The sequence below is a fragment of the Streptomyces sp. NPDC093546 genome, assembly GCF_044765045.1.
In the GTDB taxonomy this organism is placed as follows: Bacteria; Actinomycetota; Actinomycetes; order Streptomycetales; family Streptomycetaceae; genus Streptomyces.
Window position 1 is genome coordinate 1 of record NZ_JBIWJG010000021.1, and the last position, 20,614, is coordinate 20,614.

19 protein-coding genes are annotated in these 20,614 nt (G+C 71.1%); 15 read left to right on the forward strand and 4 right to left on the reverse strand.

Annotated elements, in window-relative coordinates:
- Positions 1-110: 110 nt before the first annotated feature.
- The 8 genes from ACIRNI_RS30260 to ACIRNI_RS30295 all read left to right on the forward strand — a co-directional run bounded on the left by ACIRNI_RS30260 (position 111) and on the right by ACIRNI_RS30295 (position 6,949).
- Positions 111-755, forward strand: a complete 645-nt coding sequence (locus ACIRNI_RS30260; protein ID WP_403556339.1) for an HAD family hydrolase — start codon at positions 111-113, stop codon at positions 753-755.
- A gap of 55 nt (positions 756-810) precedes the next feature.
- Positions 811-1,992: an MFS transporter gene (locus ACIRNI_RS30265; protein ID WP_403556341.1), complete on the forward strand. Its 1,182-nt coding sequence runs from the start codon at positions 811-813 to the stop codon at positions 1,990-1,992.
- Positions 1,961-3,136 (forward strand): acetoin utilization protein AcuC, encoded by a 1,176-nt coding sequence (locus tag ACIRNI_RS30270; RefSeq protein ID WP_403556343.1) that lies wholly within the window; start codon positions 1,961-1,963, stop codon positions 3,134-3,136. The genes ACIRNI_RS30265 and ACIRNI_RS30270 overlap by 32 nt, the downstream gene beginning before the upstream one ends.
- Before the next feature lie 90 nt (positions 3,137-3,226).
- On the forward strand, positions 3,227-4,042 hold the full coding sequence (locus ACIRNI_RS30275) for a phosphatase (protein ID WP_403556345.1): 816 nt from the start codon (positions 3,227-3,229) through the stop codon (positions 4,040-4,042).
- 127 nt (positions 4,043-4,169) lie between these two features.
- Positions 4,170-4,382, forward strand: coding sequence for a helix-turn-helix domain-containing protein (locus ACIRNI_RS30280; protein WP_064070100.1), 213 nt, complete (start codon positions 4,170-4,172; stop codon positions 4,380-4,382).
- A gap of 151 nt (positions 4,383-4,533) precedes the next feature.
- Positions 4,534-4,632: a 30S ribosomal protein bS22 gene (locus tag ACIRNI_RS30285; RefSeq protein ID WP_003948845.1), complete on the forward strand. Its 99-nt coding sequence runs from the start codon at positions 4,534-4,536 to the stop codon at positions 4,630-4,632.
- Positions 4,633-4,804: 172 nt separating this feature from the next.
- Entirely contained in the window at positions 4,805-5,869 is a 1,065-nt protein-coding gene (locus ACIRNI_RS30290) for an NAD-dependent epimerase/dehydratase family protein (RefSeq protein WP_403556347.1), read from the forward strand.
- A 15-nt stretch (positions 5,870-5,884) separates the two neighbouring features.
- Positions 5,885-6,949: a lysophospholipid acyltransferase family protein gene (locus ACIRNI_RS30295; protein WP_403556349.1), complete on the forward strand. Its 1,065-nt coding sequence runs from the start codon at positions 5,885-5,887 to the stop codon at positions 6,947-6,949.
- Between the two features lie 62 nt (positions 6,950-7,011).
- On the opposite strand, the gene ACIRNI_RS30300 is transcribed toward ACIRNI_RS30295, so the two are convergent.
- The 3 genes from ACIRNI_RS30300 to ACIRNI_RS30310 all read right to left on the reverse strand — a co-directional run bounded on the left by ACIRNI_RS30300 (position 7,012) and on the right by ACIRNI_RS30310 (position 10,463).
- The gene (locus tag ACIRNI_RS30300; protein ID WP_403556351.1) at positions 7,012-8,199 is read right to left on the reverse strand and encodes a DUF5667 domain-containing protein; all 1,188 of its coding nucleotides are present in this window, start codon (positions 8,197-8,199) and stop codon (positions 7,012-7,014) included.
- Between the two features lie 215 nt (positions 8,200-8,414).
- Positions 8,415-9,194, reverse strand: a complete 780-nt coding sequence (locus ACIRNI_RS30305; RefSeq protein ID WP_355362691.1) for an ECF subfamily RNA polymerase sigma factor, BldN family — start codon at positions 9,192-9,194, stop codon at positions 8,415-8,417.
- A 378-nt stretch (positions 9,195-9,572) separates the two neighbouring features.
- Positions 9,573-10,463 carry an HAD family hydrolase gene (locus ACIRNI_RS30310; RefSeq protein ID WP_403556353.1) on the reverse strand — a complete coding sequence of 297 codons (891 nt, stop codon included), beginning with the start codon at positions 10,461-10,463 and terminating at the stop codon, positions 9,573-9,575.
- Between the two features lie 70 nt (positions 10,464-10,533).
- On the opposite strand from ACIRNI_RS30310, the gene ACIRNI_RS30315 reads away from it, so the two are divergent.
- From ACIRNI_RS30315 to ACIRNI_RS30345, 7 genes are all read left to right on the forward strand, one after another.
- Positions 10,534-10,812 carry a glutaredoxin family protein gene (locus ACIRNI_RS30315; RefSeq protein WP_361428187.1) on the forward strand — a complete coding sequence of 93 codons (279 nt, stop codon included), beginning with the start codon at positions 10,534-10,536 and terminating at the stop codon, positions 10,810-10,812.
- Positions 10,813-11,100: 288 nt separating this feature from the next.
- Positions 11,101-11,874, forward strand: a complete 774-nt coding sequence (locus tag ACIRNI_RS30320) for a redox-sensing transcriptional repressor Rex (RefSeq protein WP_355362697.1) — start codon at positions 11,101-11,103, stop codon at positions 11,872-11,874.
- The gene (locus ACIRNI_RS30325) at positions 11,871-13,229 is read left to right on the forward strand and encodes a glutamyl-tRNA reductase (RefSeq protein WP_403556355.1); all 1,359 of its coding nucleotides are present in this window, start codon (positions 11,871-11,873) and stop codon (positions 13,227-13,229) included. Before ACIRNI_RS30320 ends, ACIRNI_RS30325 begins: the two co-directional genes overlap by 4 nt.
- Positions 13,226-14,194, forward strand: coding sequence for a hydroxymethylbilane synthase (gene hemC, locus ACIRNI_RS30330; protein WP_403556357.1), 969 nt, complete (start codon positions 13,226-13,228; stop codon positions 14,192-14,194). Before ACIRNI_RS30325 ends, hemC begins: the two co-directional genes overlap by 4 nt.
- The gene (locus tag ACIRNI_RS30335) at positions 14,191-15,855 is read left to right on the forward strand and encodes a uroporphyrinogen-III synthase (RefSeq protein WP_403556359.1); all 1,665 of its coding nucleotides are present in this window, start codon (positions 14,191-14,193) and stop codon (positions 15,853-15,855) included. The genes hemC and ACIRNI_RS30335 overlap by 4 nt, the downstream gene beginning before the upstream one ends.
- Before the next feature lie 162 nt (positions 15,856-16,017).
- A complete protein-coding gene (gene hemB, locus ACIRNI_RS30340; protein WP_403556361.1) occupies positions 16,018-17,010 on the forward strand; it encodes a porphobilinogen synthase in 993 nt (330 codons plus the stop codon).
- A gap of 286 nt (positions 17,011-17,296) precedes the next feature.
- Positions 17,297-18,589, forward strand: a complete 1,293-nt coding sequence (locus ACIRNI_RS30345) for a hypothetical protein (protein ID WP_403556363.1) — start codon at positions 17,297-17,299, stop codon at positions 18,587-18,589.
- Between the two features lie 73 nt (positions 18,590-18,662).
- Here the strand turns inward: ACIRNI_RS30345 and argS are convergent, their stop codons facing one another.
- On the reverse strand, positions 18,663-20,429 hold the full coding sequence (gene argS, locus ACIRNI_RS30350; RefSeq protein WP_403556365.1) for an arginine--tRNA ligase: 1,767 nt from the start codon (positions 20,427-20,429) through the stop codon (positions 18,663-18,665).
- Positions 20,430-20,614 lie beyond the last annotated feature (185 nt).

Here is a 20,614-nt window from a genome sequence, read left to right on the forward strand (position 1 = left end):
GGGGGGACCCTGTGGGAGAGTAGGACGCCGCCGAACAATTATTGTGGGGAAGCCCCGCACCGTTATGGTGCGGGGCTTTTCTGCGTTCACGACCCTTCTAAGGTTGCTCCATGCGCTATGAATTGGTCATCTTCGACAACGACGGTGTGCTCGTCGACAGTGAGTACCTCTCCAACACCATCCTCGCCGGCTACCTGACCGAGCTCGGTCACCCGACCTCGTACGAGGACTCGCTCAGGGACTACATGGGGGCCGCTGTGCACCGCGTCCACGACGTGATCCTGGAGCGGACCGGACAGCGGCTGCCGGAGGAGTTCGACGAGACCTTGCACGCACGCGTCTTCGCGGCGTTCGAGCGCGAGTTGGAGGCGGTCGCCGGGGTGACGGAGGTGCTGGGGAAGCTCGTGGCGGACGGGGTGCGGTACTGCGTCGCGTCGTCCGGGAGCCATGAGCGGATCCGTGTGGGGCACCGGAAGACGGGGCTGGACCTGTGGTTCCCGGAGGACACCGTCTTCAGCGCGCAGGACGTGGGACAGGGCAAGCCGGCGCCGGACCTCTTCCTGTACGCCGCCGAGCGGATGGGGGTCGCCCCGGAGCGGTGCGTCGTGGTCGAGGACAGCCCGCTCGGAGTGCAGGCGGCCCTCGCGGCCGGGATGGACGTATACGGGTTCACCGCCATGACCCCGGCGGAGCGGCTGGCCGGGGTGAAGGGCTGCTTCGACGACATGAGCCGGCTGCCCGGGCTCCTCGTGTGACTGCTCGTGTGAGCGATCTACCCAGCGGTAAGGGGGCGCCCTAGGCTGTGCCGCCATGGTGGACAGGGGATCGACGCGGTTACGGCGTGGGCGTGGCGCGCTCGCGGTCTGCTTCTTCGTGCAGGGAGTGACCTTCGCGCTGCTCGTGACGCGTATCCCCGCCATCCAGGACCGGTACGGGATATCCGATGCCCTGCTTCCGCTCTTCCTGGCGGCCGTCCCCGTCCTCGCCGGCGTGGGGAGCGTGGTCACCGGGATGCTGGTCCGGCGCGTGGCGACGCCGGCCGCCGTGCTGCGGTGGGTGCAGCCGGCGGTGCTGCTGTCGCTCCTCGGGGTCGGGGCCGGGGACCGGATGGGGCACGTCGCCGTCGCGCTCGGGGTGTTCGGGCTGGCGGTCGGGGCGTTGGACGCGTGCATGAACATGCTCGGCGTCAGCCTCCAGCGCGCGTACGGGCGCAGCATCATGCTCGGCTTCCACGCGGCGTACAGCCTCGGGGGGATCGCCGGGGCGTCGCTCGCGTGGGCCTCGGTGCGCTGGGGGATGGAGTTGGTGCTGTCGTACGGGGCCGTCGTGGCGGTGCTGCTGCCCGCGGCGCTGGCGGCGAGCCGGTGGTACGTGGACGGGGAGCGTGAGCCGGCCGGTGGCGGCTCCACAGGGCGGTCGGCGGGGCTTCTGGTGCCGCTGTGCCTGGTGATGACGTTCGCGTACATCGGTGACGCGACGGTGTCGAACTGGAGCGCAAAGTACCTGACGGATGTGCTGGGTGGTTCGGAGGAGCTGGCGACGGTTCCGTACAACGCCTACATGGTCACGACGCTGCTCGGGCGGGCGGTGGGGGACTTCGGGGTGCGGCGGTTCGGGGCCGTGGCCGTCGTGCGGGGTGGTGCGCTGCTCGCGGCGGTCGGCTTCGGGGTGGTGGCGGGGGCGCCGGGGGCGTGGGCCGGGGTGGCCGGGTTCACGGTGCTGGGGCTCGGGCTGAGTGTCGTGGTGCCGCAGACGTTCGCGGCCGCGCGGGGGGATGCGGAGGTGGCGCGGCTCAACGTCTTCAACTACGTGGGGTTCCTGGTCGGTTCGCCGTTGGTCGGGGCGCTGGGCGAGGCCTGGAGCTACCGCGGCGCGATGGCGGTGCCGATGGTGTTGGTGCTGGTGACGCTCCGGTATGCCCGGTCGTTCGGGATTGAACGGGACCGATACGGTGGCGGGCATGAGCGGCCGCGCACTGTTGATGTGGGATGACGCAGTAACTCGTTACGACTTCGGTCCGAGCCACCCGATGGATCCGGTGCGGCTCGCGCTGACCATGGGCCTGGTGCGGGCGTACGGCCTGGACCGTGCGGTGGACGTGGTGGCGGCCAAGCCGGCCGGGGACTCGACGCTGCGACTGGTGCACCGTGAGGACTACGTGGCGGCCGTACGGGCGGCGTCGGCGGACCCGAAGGCGGCGGATCAGGCGTACGGGCTGGGCACCATGGACGATCCGGCGTTCGCCGGGATGCACGAGGCGTCGGCGCTGATCGCCGGCCAGTCGGTGGGCGCGGCGGAGGCGGTGTGGCGGGGCGAGGCCGCGCACGCGGTGAACTTCGCGGGCGGCCTGCACCACGCGATGCCGGGCTCGGCGGCGGGCTTCTGCATCTACAACGACGCCTCGCTGGCGATCGCCCGGCTGCTGGAGCTGGGCGCGGAGCGCGTCGCGTACGTGGACGTCGACGTCCACCACGGCGACGGCGTGCAGGCGGCCTTCTGGGACGACCCCCGGGTGCTCACGGTGTCGCTGCACGAGCATCCGCGGACGCTGTTTCCCGGGACCGGATGGTCTGAGGAGACGGGCGGGACGGGTGAGGCGGAGGGCAGCGCGGTCAATGTGGCGCTGCCGGCCGGGACCGGCGACGCGGGGTGGCTGCGGGCGTTCCACGCGGTGGTGCCGGAGCTGCTGGCGGAGTTCCGGCCGCAGGTGCTGGTGACGCAGCACGGGGCCGATACGCACTTCGAGGACCCGCTGGCGCACCTGGCGGTGTCCCTGGACGCGCAGCGGGCGGTGCAGGTGGCCTGCCACGACCTGGCGCACGCGTACGCCGGGGGGCGGTGGGTCGCGCTCGGCGGGGGCGGTTACGCGGTGGTGGACGTGGTGCCGCGGTCGTGGACGCACCTGGTGGGGATCGCGGCGGGGGCGCCGGTGGAGCCGGAGTCGGTCATTCCGTCGTCGTGGCGGGACGAGGTGTACGCGCGGACGCGGCAGTTGGCGCCGGGGCGGATGACGGACGGGCGGTGGCCGGTGGAGTGGCGCCCCTGGGAGGAGGGGTACGACCCCGCGGACCGGCTCGACCAGGCGGTCCTGGCGACGCGGCGTGCGGTGTTCCCGCTGCGGGGCCTGCTGGCGTAGGAGCGCCTCGGCCTGGCGGGGTTACGCCAACGGTGGGAGCCCGTGTGCGTTTCGGCGCCCGGGCGGCCGGGGTGCGGCAGCATCGGGAAGGTGCTGAGTGTCGAGGCGCTCCGGGCGCATCTGGTGGCTTCGGGTCTGGCCGGGACGGTGGCCACCACGCGGGAGCGCAGCCTGCGCAACTATCGGCTGTTCGCGGTCCGGGATCCCCGGGTGACGCTCGGGCTCGACCCCGACGGCGGGTGGAGCGAACGCGAGGTGCTGCGGCTCATGGCGGACCGGTGCGGGGTCTCCGGGGACCCGGCGCACCGGTCCGGGTGCGACGTCATCGACCCGGAGCGGACGCTGAGCGCGCTGGACGCGTTCGCGGCGCGGCTCGCGGAGGTGGCCTTCCGGCGGGGCGCGGTGCTGTTCGGGACCGGGCACCCCCATCGTCTGCTGGGGTTCTACGCCGCGTTGGCAGACGCTTTGTCGGCGGCGGGATGCACCGTTCTCACACCCGCGCAGGGGCGATGTGTCGACATAACGACCCGGTTTGGCGTACGTACGTACACCGTGGACTACGTACGGGGTGTCGCGCTGGTGCGGGAACCCGGGGCCGAAGGCGCCGGTTGTGAGACCGGCGCGCACACGCACTCCCCCCTCCCCGTCAGGGTCGCTCTGGAGGCCGCGGCGGAGGGTCGAGAGGGGCTGCCGGAGCTCGTCGTCGGGGACCACGGATGGGTCTGCGGAGCAGGTCAGCTGGGTTTTGAGGCCATCGGCCTGGCCGATACGGACGACCCCGCGCTGTTCGTCGGAGAAGCGGAGGGACGGGTGTCCGTGGCCGTGCCGCTCGATGACGCTGTGCGGTCCGCTTACTACCGGCCGCTTACTCGCTATGTACTCAATCGGGCGTGTCTGTCACAGTAGGCGGCCGATGGAGCTCCTCTTCCCCACTCGCATCACCCGCCCCTACTCTGGGGAGTGAGCGCACAACGACGAAGAGTCACCGGAGGGGAAGCCGGTGGGCGTCGTGTGCGGAAGGTACAGGTGGGTCATGGCTGCTGCTGGCGAAAGGCCTCTCAACGAGGTCAAGTTCCTGACCGTGGCGGAAGTCGCCTCGGTGATGCGAGTGTCGAAGATGACCGTGTACCGCTTGGTGCACAGCGGTCATCTGCCGGCCATCCGGGTGGGCAGGTCTTTCCGGGTGCCGGAGCAAGCGGTTCACGAGTACCTGCGAGAGTCTTTCGTGGGGGTGGAGACCGCGTAGCGGGGCGCGAGGGGGGTTACACGAGCCCTCGGATTACAAGCTCGGTGCTCGGCCGGGTAGGCTAGGCCGACGTAGGTCGTGTGGGCCCAGACGCCCCGCACCGAGATCCCCGCTGGCGCGGGGGTGTTCCGAGAAGTGAGCGAGGGTAGTCGTGGGCTCTGTTATCAAGAAGCGGCGTAAGCGGATGGCCAAGAAGAAGCACCGCAAGCTGCTCAAGCGCACCCGCGTTCAGCGTCGCAACAAGAAGTAAGCGACGGCTGTACGTGCGGCATTCGCGGCCCTCCCACCGGTTCCGGTGGGAGGGCCGCGGTGTTTGCGCGGTACGGGTGTGCGACGGGTGTGCGTGCGGCGGTCGTCACACCGTGAGGGTGAAACGCTACGGTGGCGCGTAGGCGAACAGGACCGAACGGAAGGCGCTGATCTTGGGGAAGGTCGTGCTCGTCACCGGGGTGGCCCGGAAGCTCGGCGGCCGCTTCGTACGGCGCATCCAGCAGGACCCCGAAGTGGACCGGGTCATCGGCGTCGACGTCGAGGATCCGGCGCACCGGCTGGGCGCGGCGGAGTTCGTCCGCGCCGACATCCGGCAGCCCGGCATCGGGCGCGTACTGGCCGAGCATGCCGTGGACACCGTCGTCCATCTGGACGTCACGGGCAGACCGCTGGGCAGCGGCGGCCGGACGGCGGTCAAGGAGACCAACGTCATCGGCACGATGCAGCTGCTCGGCGCGTGCCAGAAGTCGCCGACGATCCGCCGGCTGGTGGTGAAGTCCAGCACGAGCGTGTACGGCTCGGCGCCCCGCGACCCGGCGGTCTTCACCGAGACGACGCCGCCGAAGTCGCTCCCGAGCGGAGGCTTCGCCAAGGACGTCGTCGAGGTCGAGGGGTACGTGCGCGGCTTCGCGCGGCGGCGGCCGGACGTGGCGGTGTGCGTGCTGCGCTTCGCGAACATCTTGGGGCCCGGCGCGGACTCGCCGCTCGCCGAGTACTTCTCGCTGCCCGTCCTGCCCACGGTCTTCGGGTACGACCCGAGGCTCCAGTTCGTCCACGAGGAGGACGTCATCGACGTCCTGCGGATCGCCTCGCACGAGCCGCGGCGGGCCACGCTGAACAGCGGCACGTTCAACATCGCCGGTGACGGCGTGCTGACGCTCTCTCAGTGCTCTCGGCGGCTGGGGCGGCCCACCGTGCCGGTGCTGCTGCCGGCCGTCAGGTGGGTCGGTACGGCGCTGCGTACGGTGGGTGTGACGGACTTCTCACCGGAGCAGATCCGCCTGCTGACGCACGGCAGGGTGGTCAGTACGGTGCAGATGCGCGAGACGCTCGGGTTCGAGCCCGCGTACACCACCGCGCAGGCCTTCGCGGACTTCGCGCGCAGCCGCGGCCCGGGACTGCTGCCGCCGGAGGCCGTGGCCGGGGCGGTCGACCGGATCGCCGCGTCGCCGCTGCTGGGCGGTGCGAAGACGACGACAAGCGCCGAAGCCGAATAAGGAGCGCGAGCAACGATGGCGGACGCCAAGGTCATTCCGTTCGACGACGACCGGTCGCGCACGGGCGCGGCCCCCCGGCCGGCGCGCCGCCGGCCGCCGCTGGGCGGTGGTGCCCGGCGGAGGGGCGAGACGGCCCCGGTGAGCCCGCTGCCGGGCTCGTACGAGCCCGAGGAAGCCGGCGAGGCGGCCTCCGAGGCGATCGGTGCCGCTGGGCCTCCAGAGGGCGCGGAGAGCGCGGGGAGCGCCTGGGAGCGGCGGCTCGCGGGCGGGCTGGCCTTCCTGCGCCGGCGCGTCACCGGGGAGTACGAGGTCGACGAGTTCGGCTTCGACGAGGAGCTGACGGACCAGGTCCTGATGTCGCTTCTCCGGCCGCTGTACGAGAAGTACTTCCGCGTCGAGGTGAAGGGCGTGGAGAACATCCCGTCGGACGGCGGCGCCCTGGTGGTGGCGAACCATTCGGGGGTGCTTCCGCTGGACGGGCTGATGATGCAGGTCGCCGTCCACGACCACCATCCGGCCGGGCGCCATCTGCGGCTGCTCGCCGCCGACCTGGTGTTCGTGCTGCCGGTCGTGAACGAGCTGGCCCGGAAGGCCGGGCACACGCTGGCGTGCGCGGAGGACGCCGAGCGGCTGCTGCGGCGCGGCGAGGTCGTCGGGGTGATGCCGGAGGGCTTCAAGGGCATCGGGAAGCCCTTCGGCGAGCGGTACAAGCTGCAGCGGTTCGGGCGGGGCGGCTTCGTGTCGACGGCGCTGCGGGCCGGGGTGCCGATCGTGCCGTGCTCGATCGTGGGCGCGGAGGAGATCTACCCGATGGTCGGCAACGCGAAGACGCTCGCGCGGCTGCTCGGCTTCCCGTACTTCCCGCTCACGCCGACGTTCCCCTGGCTGGGGCCGCTGGGTGCGCTGCCGCTGCCGACGAAGTGGACGATCCAGTTCGGCGAGCCGATCCCGACGGACGGGTACCCGCCGGAGGCTGCGGAGGACCCGATGCTGATGTTCAACCTGACGGACCAGGTGCGGGAGCAGATCCAGCACACGCTGTACAAGCTGCTGGTGCAGCGGCGCTCGGTGTTCTTCTGAGGTCTTCCAGTGCCGCGTACGAAGGTGGGCGCCTTCCGTGAGGGAAGGCGCCCACCTTCGTCCTACCGCGCGTCCTCCTCGTTGATGCCGAGGCCCGGGAGGATGCCGGGCAGCAGCGGGGGGATCGTGACGTCGGGAGCCGGTGCGGGAGGCTCCTGGCCCGAGTCGGGTGGCGGTGTCGTCGGGTCGGGCTCCAGGAGCCCGCCGGTGTTGCCGCCGAGCAGGCCGTCGTCCTGGGCGGAGCCCGAGCCGGAGCCCGACGGGCCCGGCTTGGCGGGGCTGTCCGAGGGGCGGGATTCCGGCGCGGACGGGGACTCGTACGACGGGCTGCCGGAGCCGGTCGAGTCCTGCGGGCCGCTGTCGGTGCCGGAGGGGCTGCGGCCGTCCTTCTCCTCCGGGGCACGCGGCAGCTTGGACTGCAGCGGGCCGACCTCTTCGTCTATGGCGGCGAAGACCGAACTCACCTGGTCACGGACGTCGGTGAGCTGGGGAGGAAGCCGGTCGCGCAGGCCGTTCCACGCCTCGCGGTGGCTGCGGGCGAACGAGTTGAGCGTGGCCATCGGGGCGATGGCGCCGTCCCGTTCGTACGCGATGCGCAGCAGGCGGTGGCCCTCGGCGGCGTCGTGCTGCATGCCGTTGAGGGCGCGGCGGATCTCGTTCAGCGACTCGTGGTCCAGGGCGCCGGAGCGGCCCCGTTCCATGAGGCGGCGGGCCTCGCTGAGGCGATTGGACGCCTGGTCCAGGTAGAGCTCGCCGCGGTCGGCCTCGTCGTCGGCGAGGCCGAGCTTGAGGTCTTCCATGCCACGCTTCAGCCCGTACAGCGAATCACCCGGGAGGGCGTCGGAACTGGCAGCGGCCACTCCGCTGAAGGCCCCCGCGGCCACCCCGACCGTGAGGCCGCCGGCGGCGAGCCCCTTCGACCAGCGGGAGCGCGGGCGCAACTTCCGGAGCGCGGTGGCCCGGTGAGCCCCCCGCCCCGACGACGTCCGCTGCTCCGGCACGGTAGGGCCCGCGGACGCACCCCCCTCGGCGACCATCGCCTCCATGGCGGCGACCAGCTGGGCTCGCTGCACGGTTTTGACTTCGGGGTCCAACTCCGGCTTCGGCAGATTGCCGAGACCGTTCGCCAGGGCCAACAGCCGACCCCGCTCGGTCGGTTCGGCCGACGCGTCGGGCTGCTCGGCCGCCTGATCTTCCAGGGCCTGGGCGAAGGCGTTCGCCCGCCGGTGCGCCGATACGTTCGCGATCACTGGCGGCACCTCCTCTCGTCATCACGGTCGACTCCCAGGAAGGGCGGGAAGTTGCACACCTTGAGTACATCCACACGAACGAGTGAGTGGATGCGGTCATGGTGTGTCCACAGGGAGCCTGCATCCCGCACAACGAGCGTCGCGGCACCTGGGTTACGGACGAAGGATGATCCGACCAGTGCGTCGTCGCGTCGTCACGGAGGGTGCCGTACGGGTCAGCGGGCGTCGTCGGGGAGCAGGCGCGCAAGGGTGCGCACCGCCCGGTACTGAAGGGTCTTGATCGCGCCTTCGTTCTTGCCCATCGCGCGCGCCGTCTCGGCGACCGACAGGCCCTGGAGGAAGCGCAGGGTGACGCACTCCTGCTGCTGGGGGTTGAGCTTGCGGACGGCCTCCAGGAGTGCGGCGTTGGAGAGGGACTCCAGGACGGAGTCCTCCGGGCTGCGCTCGACCTCGTTGGCGTCGAGCATTTCGCCTGTGGTCACTTCGAGCCTGAATCGGCTCGACTTGAAGTGGTCCGCGACCAGATTGCGCGCGATAGTGACCAGCCAGGCACCGAAGTCGCGCCCCTGCCAGGTGAAGGTGGAGATGCGGCGCAGGGCGCGGAGGAACGTCTCGCTGGTCAGGTCCTCGGCCGTCGCCTTTCCGCCGACGCGGTAGTAGATGTATCGGTAGACGGTGTCGCTGTACTGGTCGTACAGGCGACCGAAGGCCTCGGCCTCCCCGGCCTGGGCGCGCTCGACCAGGTCCATCATGCGGGCGCTGTCGCTGTCGGCGGTGGGCCGGCGCGCGGTGGTCGAGGTGCCCGCTCCGCCCCGGCCACCCCGTCTGCCGACGGCGGCACCGCCGTCGGCGAGGGCATAGCAGGGGCCGGCGGGTGCCGGTGCGGCGAAGGCGGGGACGGCGTACGCGGTGGGGACGAAGCCGCGCAAGTGGTCGAGGACCGTTGCGCGGAGCGTAGCCAGGCCCGAGGCGTCAACCCCGACGTGTGGGTACACGGGACTCCCAGAGGCAGAGCTTCCATCACGTGCAGTGCGGGACCGTTCACCCGTCGTAGCGACGTGTGAGGGTTCCGTATGCGTCTGAGGAGAATAACGCTTCGTGCAGGGAGCGCTACACCGAGTTGCTCAAATCATCGATTCAGTCGCTTCTGTGGCGACTCGGCGGCTGATCGAGTCGCACTTCGTGACCGCTAATTGATCGGTTGAGTTTCGGATGTGGGTGGGTGGGGGTGTGTTGTGGTCGAGTGCGGGGGCGGGGGACTGGGGCGGGGATGGCGCGGGTAAGACCCCGGTTTGGCCGCGACTCGCCCGGCCCCGGGGGCGGGGCCGGTGCTGGGGGAACGGATCGGCGGCGGAGGCTCAGCCGGCAGCGGCTCAGCGGCGGCGGCGGCTCAGGGCCACCGCGGCGGCGGTGCCGCCGGCGAGGGCGCCGACGCCGGCGGCCGCCGGGATGCCGACCTTCGCGGCCTTGCGGCCCGTGCGGTAGTCGCGCAGGCGCCATTCGCGCTCGCGCGCGTACCTGCGCAGTTTCGTGTCGGGGTTGATCGCGTACGGGTGCCCGACCAGCGAGAGCATCGGGATGTCGTTGTGGCTGTCGCTGTACGCGGCGCAGCGCGAGAGGTCCAGGCCCTCCGCGGCGGCCAGGGCGCGGACGGCCTCCGCCTTGGCGGGGCCGTGGAGGGGCTCGCCGACGAGCTTGCCGGTGTAGACGCCGTCGACGGACTCGGCGACCGTGCCGAGCGCGCCGGTCAGTCCCAGCCGGCGGGCGATGATCGTCGCGGTCTCGACGGGGGCGGCCGTGACCAGCCAGACCTTCTGGCCGGCGTCGAGGTGCGCCTGGGCCAGGGCGCGGGTGCCCGGCCAGATGCGGTCGGCCATGTACTCGTCGTAGATCTCCTCGCCGATGGTCATCAGCTCGGAGACGCGGTGGCCCTTGACGATGGACAGCGCGCTGTCGCGGGCGTCCTGCATGTGCTCGGGGTCCTCGACCCCGGCGAGCCGGAACCACGCCTGCTGCCAGGCGAACCGGGCCAGTTCGCGGCGCTGGAAGAACTTGCGCTTGTACAGGCCCCGGCCGAAGTGGAAGAGGGCGGCGCCCTGCATCACGGTGTTGTCGAGGTCGAAGAAGGCCGCCGCGTGCTCGTCCCCGTGGACGGGGAACTCCTGTGAGGTCTTACGGGCGGCCTCGGCCGACGCTTCGCCTGCCAGCACACTGCGCGCGGTGGCGGAGCGCCTGCGAGGGGTGAGCCATCCCAGTGCGGCCATGTCGTGAGCATAGCCACTGTGTTCGGTCCTTCCCGCCTTGTGGGGCGGCGGCGGTGTGAACGGAAGGAGAATGGGGGGCATGTTCGGGCGACGTACGAAGAAGGCCGGCGGTCCGCGGACGGTGACGCTGATCGGGAAGCCCGGGTGTCATCTGTGCGATGACGCGCGGGCGGTGATCGAGCGGGTCTGCGCCGAGACCGGCGCGGTGTGGGAGGAGAAGGACATCCTTCAGGACGAGGAGCTCCACCGCGCCTACTGGGAGCAGATCCCGGTGGTGCTGGTGGACGGGGAGCAGCACACCTTCTGGAAGGTGGACGCGGCGCGGCTGCGGCGCGAGCTCGGAGGGTGAAGCGCGGGGGGTGACCGGAAAGGGCGGTTACCATCGTGTGCGTTTTGTTGGGTTTCGGGGGCGGAGCCGTGAGGAGTGTGAACCGTCTTGCCCCCTTCGTGTTCCCAACGGGCTGAGCGCGGCCTCGGTTCCGGGGCGGCGCGATCGGATCGCGTGACCCCGGTCACTTTGGCCGGACAAAAGGGACACCATCTTTGTGCACGCGTTCACAAAGACATAGCCTGCTGTCGACGGGGCGGCCTCGGTACGCATGGCCGCCTGCAGCCCCGCTCATCCCGCAGGAGCACCGTGGCAACTGGCCGAACACACCGACCGGCGACCCGTAGCCGAGGAATCCCCGAGGCCACCGTCGCCAGGCTTCCGCTGTATCTGCGGGCGCTCACCGCACTGTCGGAGCGCTCCGTACCGACGGTCTCCTCCGAGGAGCTCGCGGCGGCGGCGGGGGTCAATTCCGCGAAGCTGCGCAAGGACTTCTCCTACCTCGGTTCGTACGGGACGCGCGGCGTCGGCTACGACGTCGAGTACCTCGTCTACCAGATCTCACGCGAGCTCGGGCTCACCCAGGACTGGCCGATCGTCATGGTCGGTATCGGTAACCTCGGCGCCGCCCTCGCCAACTACGGCGGCTTCGCCTCCCGCGGCTTCCGCGTCGCCGCGCTGATCGACGCCGACCCGGCCATGGTGGGCAAGCCGGTCGCGGGCATCGCGGTGCAGCACATCGACGACCTGGAGAAGATCGTCGACGAGAACGGCGTGTCGATCGGTGTCATCGCGACGCCCGCCGGAGCGGCCCAGCAGGTCTGCGACCGGCTCGTCGCGGCCGGGGTGACCTCCATCCTGAACTTCGCGCCGACCGTGCTGTCGGTGCCCGACGGCGTGGACGTGCGCAAGGTGGACCTCTCCATCGAGCTGCAGATCCTCGCCTTCCACGAGCAGCGCAAGGCCGGCGAGGAGCCGGGCGCGCCCGTGCCCCCCGTGGTGCGCGGCGCCGCCGGTGCCACCGTCCAGGCCGACGGACGCAAGGGACCTGACGGGGACATGCCCGCCGTGATGCCGGCATGAGCCTCCTCGTCGTCGGACTCAGCCACCGCAGCGCGCCCGTCAGCGTGCTGGAGCGGGCCGCCCTGGCCCCCGACACGCAGACCAAGCTGCTCCAGGACACCCTCGCCGCCGAGCCGGCCGTCGAGGCCGCCGTCCTGGCCACCTGCAACCGCATCGAGCTCTACGCCGACGTGGACAAGTTCCACGCGGGCGTCGCCGAGCTGTCCACGCTGCTCGCCCAGCACAGCGGGGTGGGGCTGGAGGAGCTCACTCCGTATCTGTACGTGCACTACGAGGACCGGGCCGTCCACCACCTCTTCTCGGTGGCGTGCGGGCTGGACTCCATGGTCGTCGGCGAGGGGCAGATCCTCGGCCAGATCAAGGACGCCCTCGCGCGCGGCCAGGAGCTGCACACCGCCGGACGGCTGCTGAACGACCTGTTCCAGCAGGCGCTGCGGGTCGGCAAGCGGGCGCACAGCGAGACCGGCATCGACCGGGCGGGGCAGTCGCTCGTCACCTTCGGCCTCGAGCAGCTGGCGGCCGGCACCCCGGTGGACACCTGGGCCAAGGGCAAGCGGGCGCTGGTCATCGGCGCCGGTTCGATGTCCTCGCTCGCCGCCGCCACGCTCGCGCGGGCCGGTGTCGACGAGGTCGTCGTCGCCAACCGGACGCCGGAGCGCGCCGAGCGGCTCGTACAGATCCTCACCGAGCCCGGGGGCACGGGCGTGGCCGCGCGTGCCGTGGCCATGGCCGCCATCGGCGACGAACTGACACGTGCCGACGTCGTCGTGTCCTGCACCGGAGCCACCGGTCTCGTCCTGACCGGGGCGGCCGTCGAGTCCGCCGTGGCCGGGCGTACGGGCGCGCCGCTCGCGCTGCTCGACCTGGCCATGCCGCGTGACATCGACGCCGCCGTGCACCGGCTCGTGGGCGTCCGGCTGGTCGACATCGAGTCGCTCGCCGAGGCGTCGGCGGACGCGCCGATGGCCGCCGACGTGGACCAGGTGCGGGGCATCGTCTCCGACGAGGTCGCCGCCTTCGGCGCCGCTCAGCGCGCCGCGCACATCACCCCGACCGTCGTGGCCCTGCGCACCATGGCCGCCGACGTGGTGGCCGGGGAGATGGCCCGGCTGGAGGGGCGGCTGCCCGGTCTCGACGAGAAGCAGCGCGCCGAGATCACCCAGACCGTGCGCCGTGTCGTGGACAAGCTGCTCCACGCGCCGACTGTACGGGTCAAGCAGCTCGCCAGCGAGCCCGGCGGCGCCGGGTACGCGGACGCGCTGCGCACACTCTTCGACCTCGACCCGGAGGCGGTCGCCTCCGTCAGCCGGGCCGACGTGAACGACGCCGATCTCAAGAACCGAGGGCGAGTATGACCGAGAGGGCCCAGAGGGCACTGAGGCTGGGGACCAGGCGCAGCAAGCTCGCCATGGCTCAGTCCGGGCAGGTCGCGGAGGCGGTACGGCAGCTGACCGGGCGTCCCGTGGAGCTCGTGGAGATCACCACGTACGGCGACACCTCCCGCGAGAACCTGGCGCAGATCGGCGGGACGGGCGTCTTCGTCACGGCCCTGCGCGAGGCGCTGGTCGCCGGGGACGTGGACTTCGCCGTGCACTCGCTGAAGGACCTGCCGACCGCGCAGCCGGACGACCTGGTGCTCGCCGCGATCCCGCTCCGCGAGGACCCGCGTGACGTGCTGGTCGCCCGGGACGGGCTGCGGTTCGAGCAGCTGCCGGCCGGGGCCCGCGTGGGCACCGGTTCGCCGCGGCGCATGGCGCAGCTCAACGCGTACGCGCGCGCCCACGGCATGGACATCGAGTGCGTCGCGATCCGGGGGAACGTCGACACGCGCATCGGCTACGTGCGGAGCGGTGAGCTGGACGCGGTGGTTCTCGCCGCGGCCGGGCTGAACCGCATCGGGCGTATCGACGAAGTGACCGACTTCCTGTCGGTCGACACCGTTCTGCCCGCTCCCGGTCAGGGGGCGCTGGCGATCGAGTGCACGGCGGCCGACACCGACCTCGCCGCCGCGCTCGCCGGGCTCGACGACCCGCACACCCGGGCCGCCGTGACCGCCGAGCGGTCCCTGCTCGCCGCCCTGGAGGCCGGCTGCTCCGCACCCGTGGGTGCGCTGGCCGACCTGCTGGCCGATGGGCAGGTTGTTCATGAGATGCGCCTGCGGGGCGTCGTCGGCACGACCGACGGCTCCACGCTGGTGCAGTTGTCCACCACCGGTCCCGTACCCACGTCGCACGGCGACGCCGTCGCGCTCGGTCGCGAACTCGCGTCCGAGATGCTCGCCAAGGGTGCGGCCGGTCTTATGGGGGAGCGAGCACTTTGAGCCCCACCGCTGCATCCAAGGTTTCTTCGGCGTTCTCCGCGTGCGGGCACGTCACCTTCCTGGGCGCCGGACCCGGGGATCCGGGGCTGCTGACACTGCGCGCCGTCGAGGCGCTGGCGGGTGCTGACGTACTCATCGCGGAGCCGGATGTGCTCGATGTCGTACGCGGCCATGCCCGGGCGGGCGTGAGCACGCCAGAGCTGGCGGTTGTTGACGATGCGTCAATGCCCGCCGGTGTCCCCGTGTTGAGGGATGCGACCAATCTTGTCATGGAGGCCGCGCGGGGCGGCAAGCGGGTCGTCCGTGCCGTGAGCGGTGACCCCGGGCTCGACGGCAACGCGGGCGCGGAGATGCTCGCGTGCGCCGCCGAGGGCATCCCCTTCGAGGTCGTGCCGGGCGTCGCCACGGCGGTGGGTGTGCCGGCGTACGCCGGTGTGCCGCTGCGTGACGCCGAGGGCGCGGACGTGCGGTTCGTCGACGCGCGCACCGCGGGCGACCGGTGCTGGACGGAGGTGGGCGCCAGCGACGGGACGGTGGTCGTGTCGACGACGCTCGACTCCGTGGCGGCCGCCGCCGGTGAGCTGGTGTCGGCGGGCCGTAAGCCCGACACCCCGCTCACCGTCACCATCGCCGGTACGACCACGCGGCAGCGGACGTGGACGGCGACGCTGGGCTCGATCGCGCAGGTGCTCAAGCAGGCGAAGGTGCTGCCGTCGCCGGACGGCGGGCAGCCCGTCGTGGCCGTGGTCGGCGAGCGCAGCTCCGCCGCCCAGCGCGACCAGCTGGCGTGGTTCGAGTCGAAGCCGCTCTTCGGCTGGAAGGTGCTCATACCGCGGACGAAGGAGCAGGCGGCGTCGCTCTCCGAGCAGCTGCGGTCCTACGGCGCGGTGCCGAGCGAGGTCCCGACCATAGCCGTGGAGCCGCCGCGCACCCCGCAGCAGATGGAGCGCGCGGTCAAGGGGCTCGTCACGGGCCGCTACGAGTGGATCGCCTTCACCTCCGTCAACGCCGTCAAGGCGGTGCGGGAGAAGTTCGAGGAGTACGGGCTCGACGCCCGCGCCTTCGCCGGGATCAAGGTCGCGGCGGTGGGCGAGCAGACGGCGAAGGCGCTGGTGGAGTTCGGTGTGAAGCCGGACCTGGTGCCGAGCGGCGAGCAGTCCGCGGCCGGGCTGCTGGAGGACTGGCCGCCGTACGACCCGGTCTTCGACCCGATCGACCGCGTCTTCCTGCCGCGCGCCGATATCGCCACCGAGACGCTGGTGGCCGGGCTCATCGAGCTCGGCTGGGAGGTCGACGACGTGACCGCGTACCGGACGGTGCGCGCGTCGCCGCCGCCGGCCGAGACGCGCGAGGCGATCAAGGGCGGTGGCTTCGACGCGGTGCTGTTCACGTCGTCGTCGACCGTGCGGAACCTGGTCGGCATCGCGGGCAAGCCGCACAACGTGACGGTGATCGCCTGCATCGGCCCGGCGACCGCGAAGACCGCGGAGGAGCACGGGCTGCGCGTGGACGTCCTGGCTCCGGAGCCGTCGGTGCACAAGCTGGCGGAGGCGCTGGCGGAGTTCGGCGTACGGCGCCGGCAGGCGGCGCTGGAGGCCGGCGACCCGGTCACACGCCCCAGCGAGCGGCGGCCGGGGGCGCGGCGGCGCCGGACGACCTAGCTGTTCCTTGACGTACGGCTCTGCGGCCGGGTGCGCCCCTTGGAAGGGGGCGGGCCCGGCCGTCGGCGTTGCGGGGCCGTCGGGGCTGCCGTCGGGTCGAGGGGGCGCGCGACCGGCGGGCTGTCGGCAAAAGCGCTCCCGGTGCGGGCGTAGCGTGGACGCATGACTGTGTACGGATCCTTTCCCGGTGCGCGGCCGCGGCGGCTGCGGACGACTCCCGTCATGCGGCGGATGGTCGCGGAGACGCGGCTGCATCCGGCCGATCTGATCCTGCCCGCGTTCGTGCGCGAGGGCGTCTCCGAGCCGGTGCCGATCTCGGCCATGCCCGGGGTCGTCCAGCACACGCGGGACACGCTGCGGAAGGCCGCCGTGGAGGCGGTCGCGGCCGGGGTCTCCGGGATCATGCTGTTCGGCGTGCCGGAGGACTCCAAGAAGGACGGCCTGGGTACGGCCGGGACCGATCCGGACGGCATTCTCCAGGTCGCCATCCGTGACGTGCGCGCCGAGGTCGGAGACGACCTGGTGATCATGTCGGACCTGTGCCTGGACGAGTACACCGACCACGGCCACTGCGGGGTGCTGGACGCGGAGGGGCGCGTCGACAACGACGCCACGCTGGAGCGGTACGCCGAGATGGCGCAGGTCCAGGCGGACGCGGGCGTCCATGTGGTGGGCCCCAGCGGGATGATGGACGGTCAGGTCGGGGTGATCCGCGACGCGCTGGACACCATCGGCAAGGAGGACGTGGGGATCCTCGCGTACACCGCGAAGTACTCGTCGGCCTTCTACGGACCCTTCCGGGAGGCCGTCGGCTCGTCGCTGCGCGGCGACCGCAAGACGTACCAGCAGGACCCGGCGAACGTACGCGAGTCGATGCGGGAGCTGGCGCTCGACCTCGAGGAGGGCGCCGACATGGTGATGGTCAAGCCGGCCGGGCCGTACCTGGACATCCTCGCCAAGGTGGCGGACGCGGTGGACGTGCCGGTCGCGGCGTACCAGATCAGCGGTGAGTACGCGATGGTCGAGGCGGCCGCGGAGAAGGGCTGGATCGACCGCGACAAGGCGATCCTGGAGACCCTCACCGGTATCCGGCGGGCGGGTGCGCAGATGATCCTCACCTACTGGGCGACGGAGGTCGCGCAGCGGCTCCGGTAGGCCGAGCGGACCCGTTATGGCGTGATGCCGCCAACCTCCCGAGCAGGATGGGGGGTTGGTGGCATCTTCGTGTGTATGGGGCCGGGGCGGCTCAAGGGCCCAAGAGGACAGGGCCTGTTCCGCCCAGTCGATCTCTCTTCCGTGCGGCTCTCCGGGCGGCGATAGTACGTGATGTCACCGGGCGCCACACCCGAACAAGCCACATCAGCTGCACTTGCTGGGCAGTTGGTGCGGGCCGAGGTGTGTCCTCCGCGCCCCATCCTCACGACTTCGCAGGAGCCGGTCCATGAAGCTCAGTCACGCCCTCCGCCGCTCGGGAGCCGCGCTCGCCATCGGCGCGATGTCCCTCGGCATGGTCACCACGGTCGGCTCCGGCACGGCCGCGGCCGCCGCCAGCTGTGGTGGGGACGTGTCGGTCTACGGCATCCTCCCCGACGGCCGGCTCACCTACACGGCGATAGCCCCGAGCACCGGCGACCGGGTGAAGACCCTGATCGGTGCCGGGCTGGGCTTCACGCCGAAGGCGATGGCCACGCTGAACTTCAACACCGTGCTGGTCACCTCCACCGCCGGTGAGCTGTACCGCGTGGACATCCAGACCAACAACACCTCGCTCGGCATCGCGGGTGTCACCAAGATCTGGGACGGCGGCTGGACCTTCGACAAGCTGACGTACGACGGCGCCGGGCGCCTCTACGGCACGGTCAACGGCGACCTGCACCGCTACATCGTCACCGAGGCCAAGCCGTCCGGCCCGGCCCACATCGGCCAGCACGAGGTCATCGGCTCCGGCTTCGTCCTGAAGACGCTCGCCGCCTCCGGCAAGGACCGGCTCATCGCCTCCACGTCCGACGGCCGGCTGCTCGGCTACCAGATCAACGGCGTGGGCGACTGGAACGGCTCCCAGCTGAAGGCGAGCGGCTGGTCCGCGGTCGACTCCCTCGTCTCGCCCGGCGGCGGCCTCTACTACGGCCGTACCAACGGCGGCATGTACTGGTACCACGACGCCACCCCGTACGACGGTGACGGCAGCGACATCGCCTACCACACCGACGACCCGGTGGACGCGTCCGGCTGGACGCAGAGCCTGCTCTCCGCCTTCGGCGGCGACTGCTCGTACGTGACGCCGAGTTCCACCGCCAACGGCCCGATCACGCGCAGCGAGGTCATGTCGCGGGCCAAGAACTGGTACGACCGGAACGTCCAGTACAGCCAGACGCTCAACCAGGCGGAATGGGTGTACGGCCCGACGACCGACGTGAAGTACCGGCCCGACTGCTCCGGCTTCGTCTCGATGGCGTGGCACCTGCAGGACTCGCTGACGACGTGGAGCCTGCCCACCGTCAGCACCCAGATCTCCAAGGGCGACCTGCAGCCGGGCGACATCCTCAACTACAAGGACCAGCACGTCGTCCTCTTCGCGGGCTGGAAGGACAAGGCCGCCGGCACCTTCTCCTACTACTCCGAGGGCAGCCCGAGCACGGACATGAACTATGGGACGGCCGACATCGACAGCGGCACCATCGACGGCCACGCGTACGGCAACTACGTGGCCCTGCGCTACAACAAGATCGTCTGAGGGGTGTGAGGGCGTGTGCCGAAGCCCCCGCCGGACACCGGCGGGGGCTTCGGCCACGATCGGTCTGTGGAGGTCAGAGCCGCTCAGGCGTGCGGATGCCGAGCAGCGCCATGCCCTGGTGCAGGGTGCGGGCGGTCAGGTCGACGAGGAAGAGCCGGTTCTCCACGACCTCCGGCGCGTTCTCGTCGCTGATCACCTGGCACTGGTCGTAGAAGGTGGTCAGGTGCGAGGCCAGCTGGTACAGGTACGCCGCCAGCTTGTGCGGCTCGTACGACGCGGCCACCTCCGACAGGACCTCCCCGAACTGGTCCAGGTGGAGGCCCAGCGCGCGCTCGGCCGGGGCCAGCGGCAGCTCGGGGTGGGCGGCCGGCTTGGTGTCGCCCGCCTTGCGGATGATCGACTTGATACGGGCGTACGCGTACTGGAGGTAGACGGACGTGTCGCCGTTGAGCGACACCATCTGGTCCAGGTCGAACTTGTAGTCGCGGGAGGCGGAGGTGGACAGGTCGGCGTACTTCACGGCGCCGATGCCCACGTACCGGCCGTTCTCGACGATCTCCTGCTCGCTCAGGCCCACCTTCTCGGCCTTCTCGCGCACCACGGCGGTGGCGCGGTCGATGGCCTCGTCGAGCAGGTCGACCAGCCGGACCGTCTCGCCCTCACGGGTCTTGAACGGCTTGCCGTCCTTGCCCAGGACCGTGCCGAAGGCGAGCTGGACGGCGTGCACCTCGTCGTTGAGCCAGCCGGCGCGACGCGCGGTCTCGAAGACCATCTTGAAGTGCAGCGACTGGCGGGCGTCCACGACATACACCAGGGTGTCCGCGCCGAGCTTCTGGACACGGTCGCGGATCGCGGAGAGGTCGGTGGCGGCGTAGCCGTACCCGCCGTTGGACTTCTTGACGATCAGCGGGACGGGGTTGCCGTCCGGGCCCTTGACGTCGTCGAAGAACACGCACAGCGCGCCCTCGGAGCGGACCGCGACGCCGGACTCCTCCAGCAGGCGGCAGGTCTCCTCGAGCATGTCGTTGTACCCGGACTCGCCGACCACGTCCGGGTCCTTGATGTCCATGTCCAGCTTGTCGAAGACGGAGTAGAAGTAGATCTTCGACTCGTCGACGAACCGCTGCCACAGGGCGAGGGTCTCCTCGTCCCCGGACTGGAGCGCCACGACCCGGTCACGCGAGCGCGCCTTGAACTCCTCGTCGGAGTCGAACAGGACCCGGGCCGCCTTGTAGAGGCGGTTGAGGTTGGACATGGCCTCCTCGCCGGAGACGGCCGCGTCCTTGTGGTCCAGCTCGTGCGGGTGCTCGATCAGGTACTGGATGAGCATGCCGAACTGGGTGCCCCAGTCGCCGATGTGGTGGCGGCGGATCACCTTCTCGCCCGCGAACTCCAGGATCTTGACCACGGCGTCACCGATGACGGCCGAGCGCAGGTGGCCGACGTGCATCTCCTTGGCCACGTTCGGCTGGGCGTAGTCGATGACCGTCGTGCCGGGCTCGTCCCGGAACGGGACGCCGAGGCGGTCGTCGGCGGCGCGGGCCGCCAGCGTCTCGGCGATCGCCTTGTCCGTGATCGTGATGTTGAGGAAGCCGGGGCCCGAGACCTCGATGTCCTGGATCACGTCGTTGGCGTCGATCGCCTCGACGACCTTGGTCGCCAGCTCACGCGGGTTGCCCTTGACCTGCTTGGCCAGGGCCAGGATGCCGTTGGCCTGGAAGTCCGCCCGGTCGCTTCGTCGCAGCAGGGGGTCGCGGGAGCCGGCCTCCGGCAGGGCTGCCGAAAGGGCGTCCGCGAGGCGCTGCTGCACGGTCGAAGCGAGGGAAGGGACCGAGGCCATGAGCTTCCGTTTCTGTCTGGATCGCTGTGCTGTCTTCCGGGGTGTATTCCGGTTGTCAAGTGTCCCACGGGTGCGCAAGCTCTTATCCACCGCTGTCCACAGCCTTCGACACGCGGTACTACCGGCGGGCGCGGGCTGTGGACAACCTCGGACGGAGTTCTTTCGTCTGGGAGAATGGCTTACGC

Bases quoted from the DNA above. Each gene is read 5' to 3' on its own strand.
- ACIRNI_RS30265 (WP_403556341.1), top strand. From the start codon at position 811: ATGGTGGACAGGGGATCGACGCGGTTACGGCGTGGGCGTGGCGCGCTC.
- ACIRNI_RS30295 (WP_403556349.1), top strand. From the start codon at position 5,885: ATGGCGGACGCCAAGGTCATTCCGTTCGACGACGACCGGTCGCGCACG.
- argS (WP_403556365.1), bottom strand. From the start codon at position 20,429: ATGGCCTCGGTCCCTTCCCTCGCTTCGACCGTGCAGCAGCGCCTCGCG.
- ACIRNI_RS30325 (WP_403556355.1), top strand. From the start codon at position 11,871: ATGAGCCTCCTCGTCGTCGGACTCAGCCACCGCAGCGCGCCCGTCAGC.
- ACIRNI_RS30260 (WP_403556339.1), top strand. From the start codon at position 111: ATGCGCTATGAATTGGTCATCTTCGACAACGACGGTGTGCTCGTCGAC.
- hemC (WP_403556357.1), top strand. From the start codon at position 13,226: ATGACCGAGAGGGCCCAGAGGGCACTGAGGCTGGGGACCAGGCGCAGC.
- ACIRNI_RS30315 (WP_361428187.1), top strand. From the start codon at position 10,534: ATGGGGGGCATGTTCGGGCGACGTACGAAGAAGGCCGGCGGTCCGCGG.
- ACIRNI_RS30270 (WP_403556343.1), top strand. From the start codon at position 1,961: ATGAGCGGCCGCGCACTGTTGATGTGGGATGACGCAGTAACTCGTTAC.
- ACIRNI_RS30280 (WP_064070100.1), top strand. From the start codon at position 4,170: ATGGCTGCTGCTGGCGAAAGGCCTCTCAACGAGGTCAAGTTCCTGACC.
- hemB (WP_403556361.1), top strand. From the start codon at position 16,018: ATGACTGTGTACGGATCCTTTCCCGGTGCGCGGCCGCGGCGGCTGCGG.
- ACIRNI_RS30345 (WP_403556363.1), top strand. From the start codon at position 17,297: ATGAAGCTCAGTCACGCCCTCCGCCGCTCGGGAGCCGCGCTCGCCATC.
- ACIRNI_RS30310 (WP_403556353.1), bottom strand. From the start codon at position 10,463: ATGGCCGCACTGGGATGGCTCACCCCTCGCAGGCGCTCCGCCACCGCG.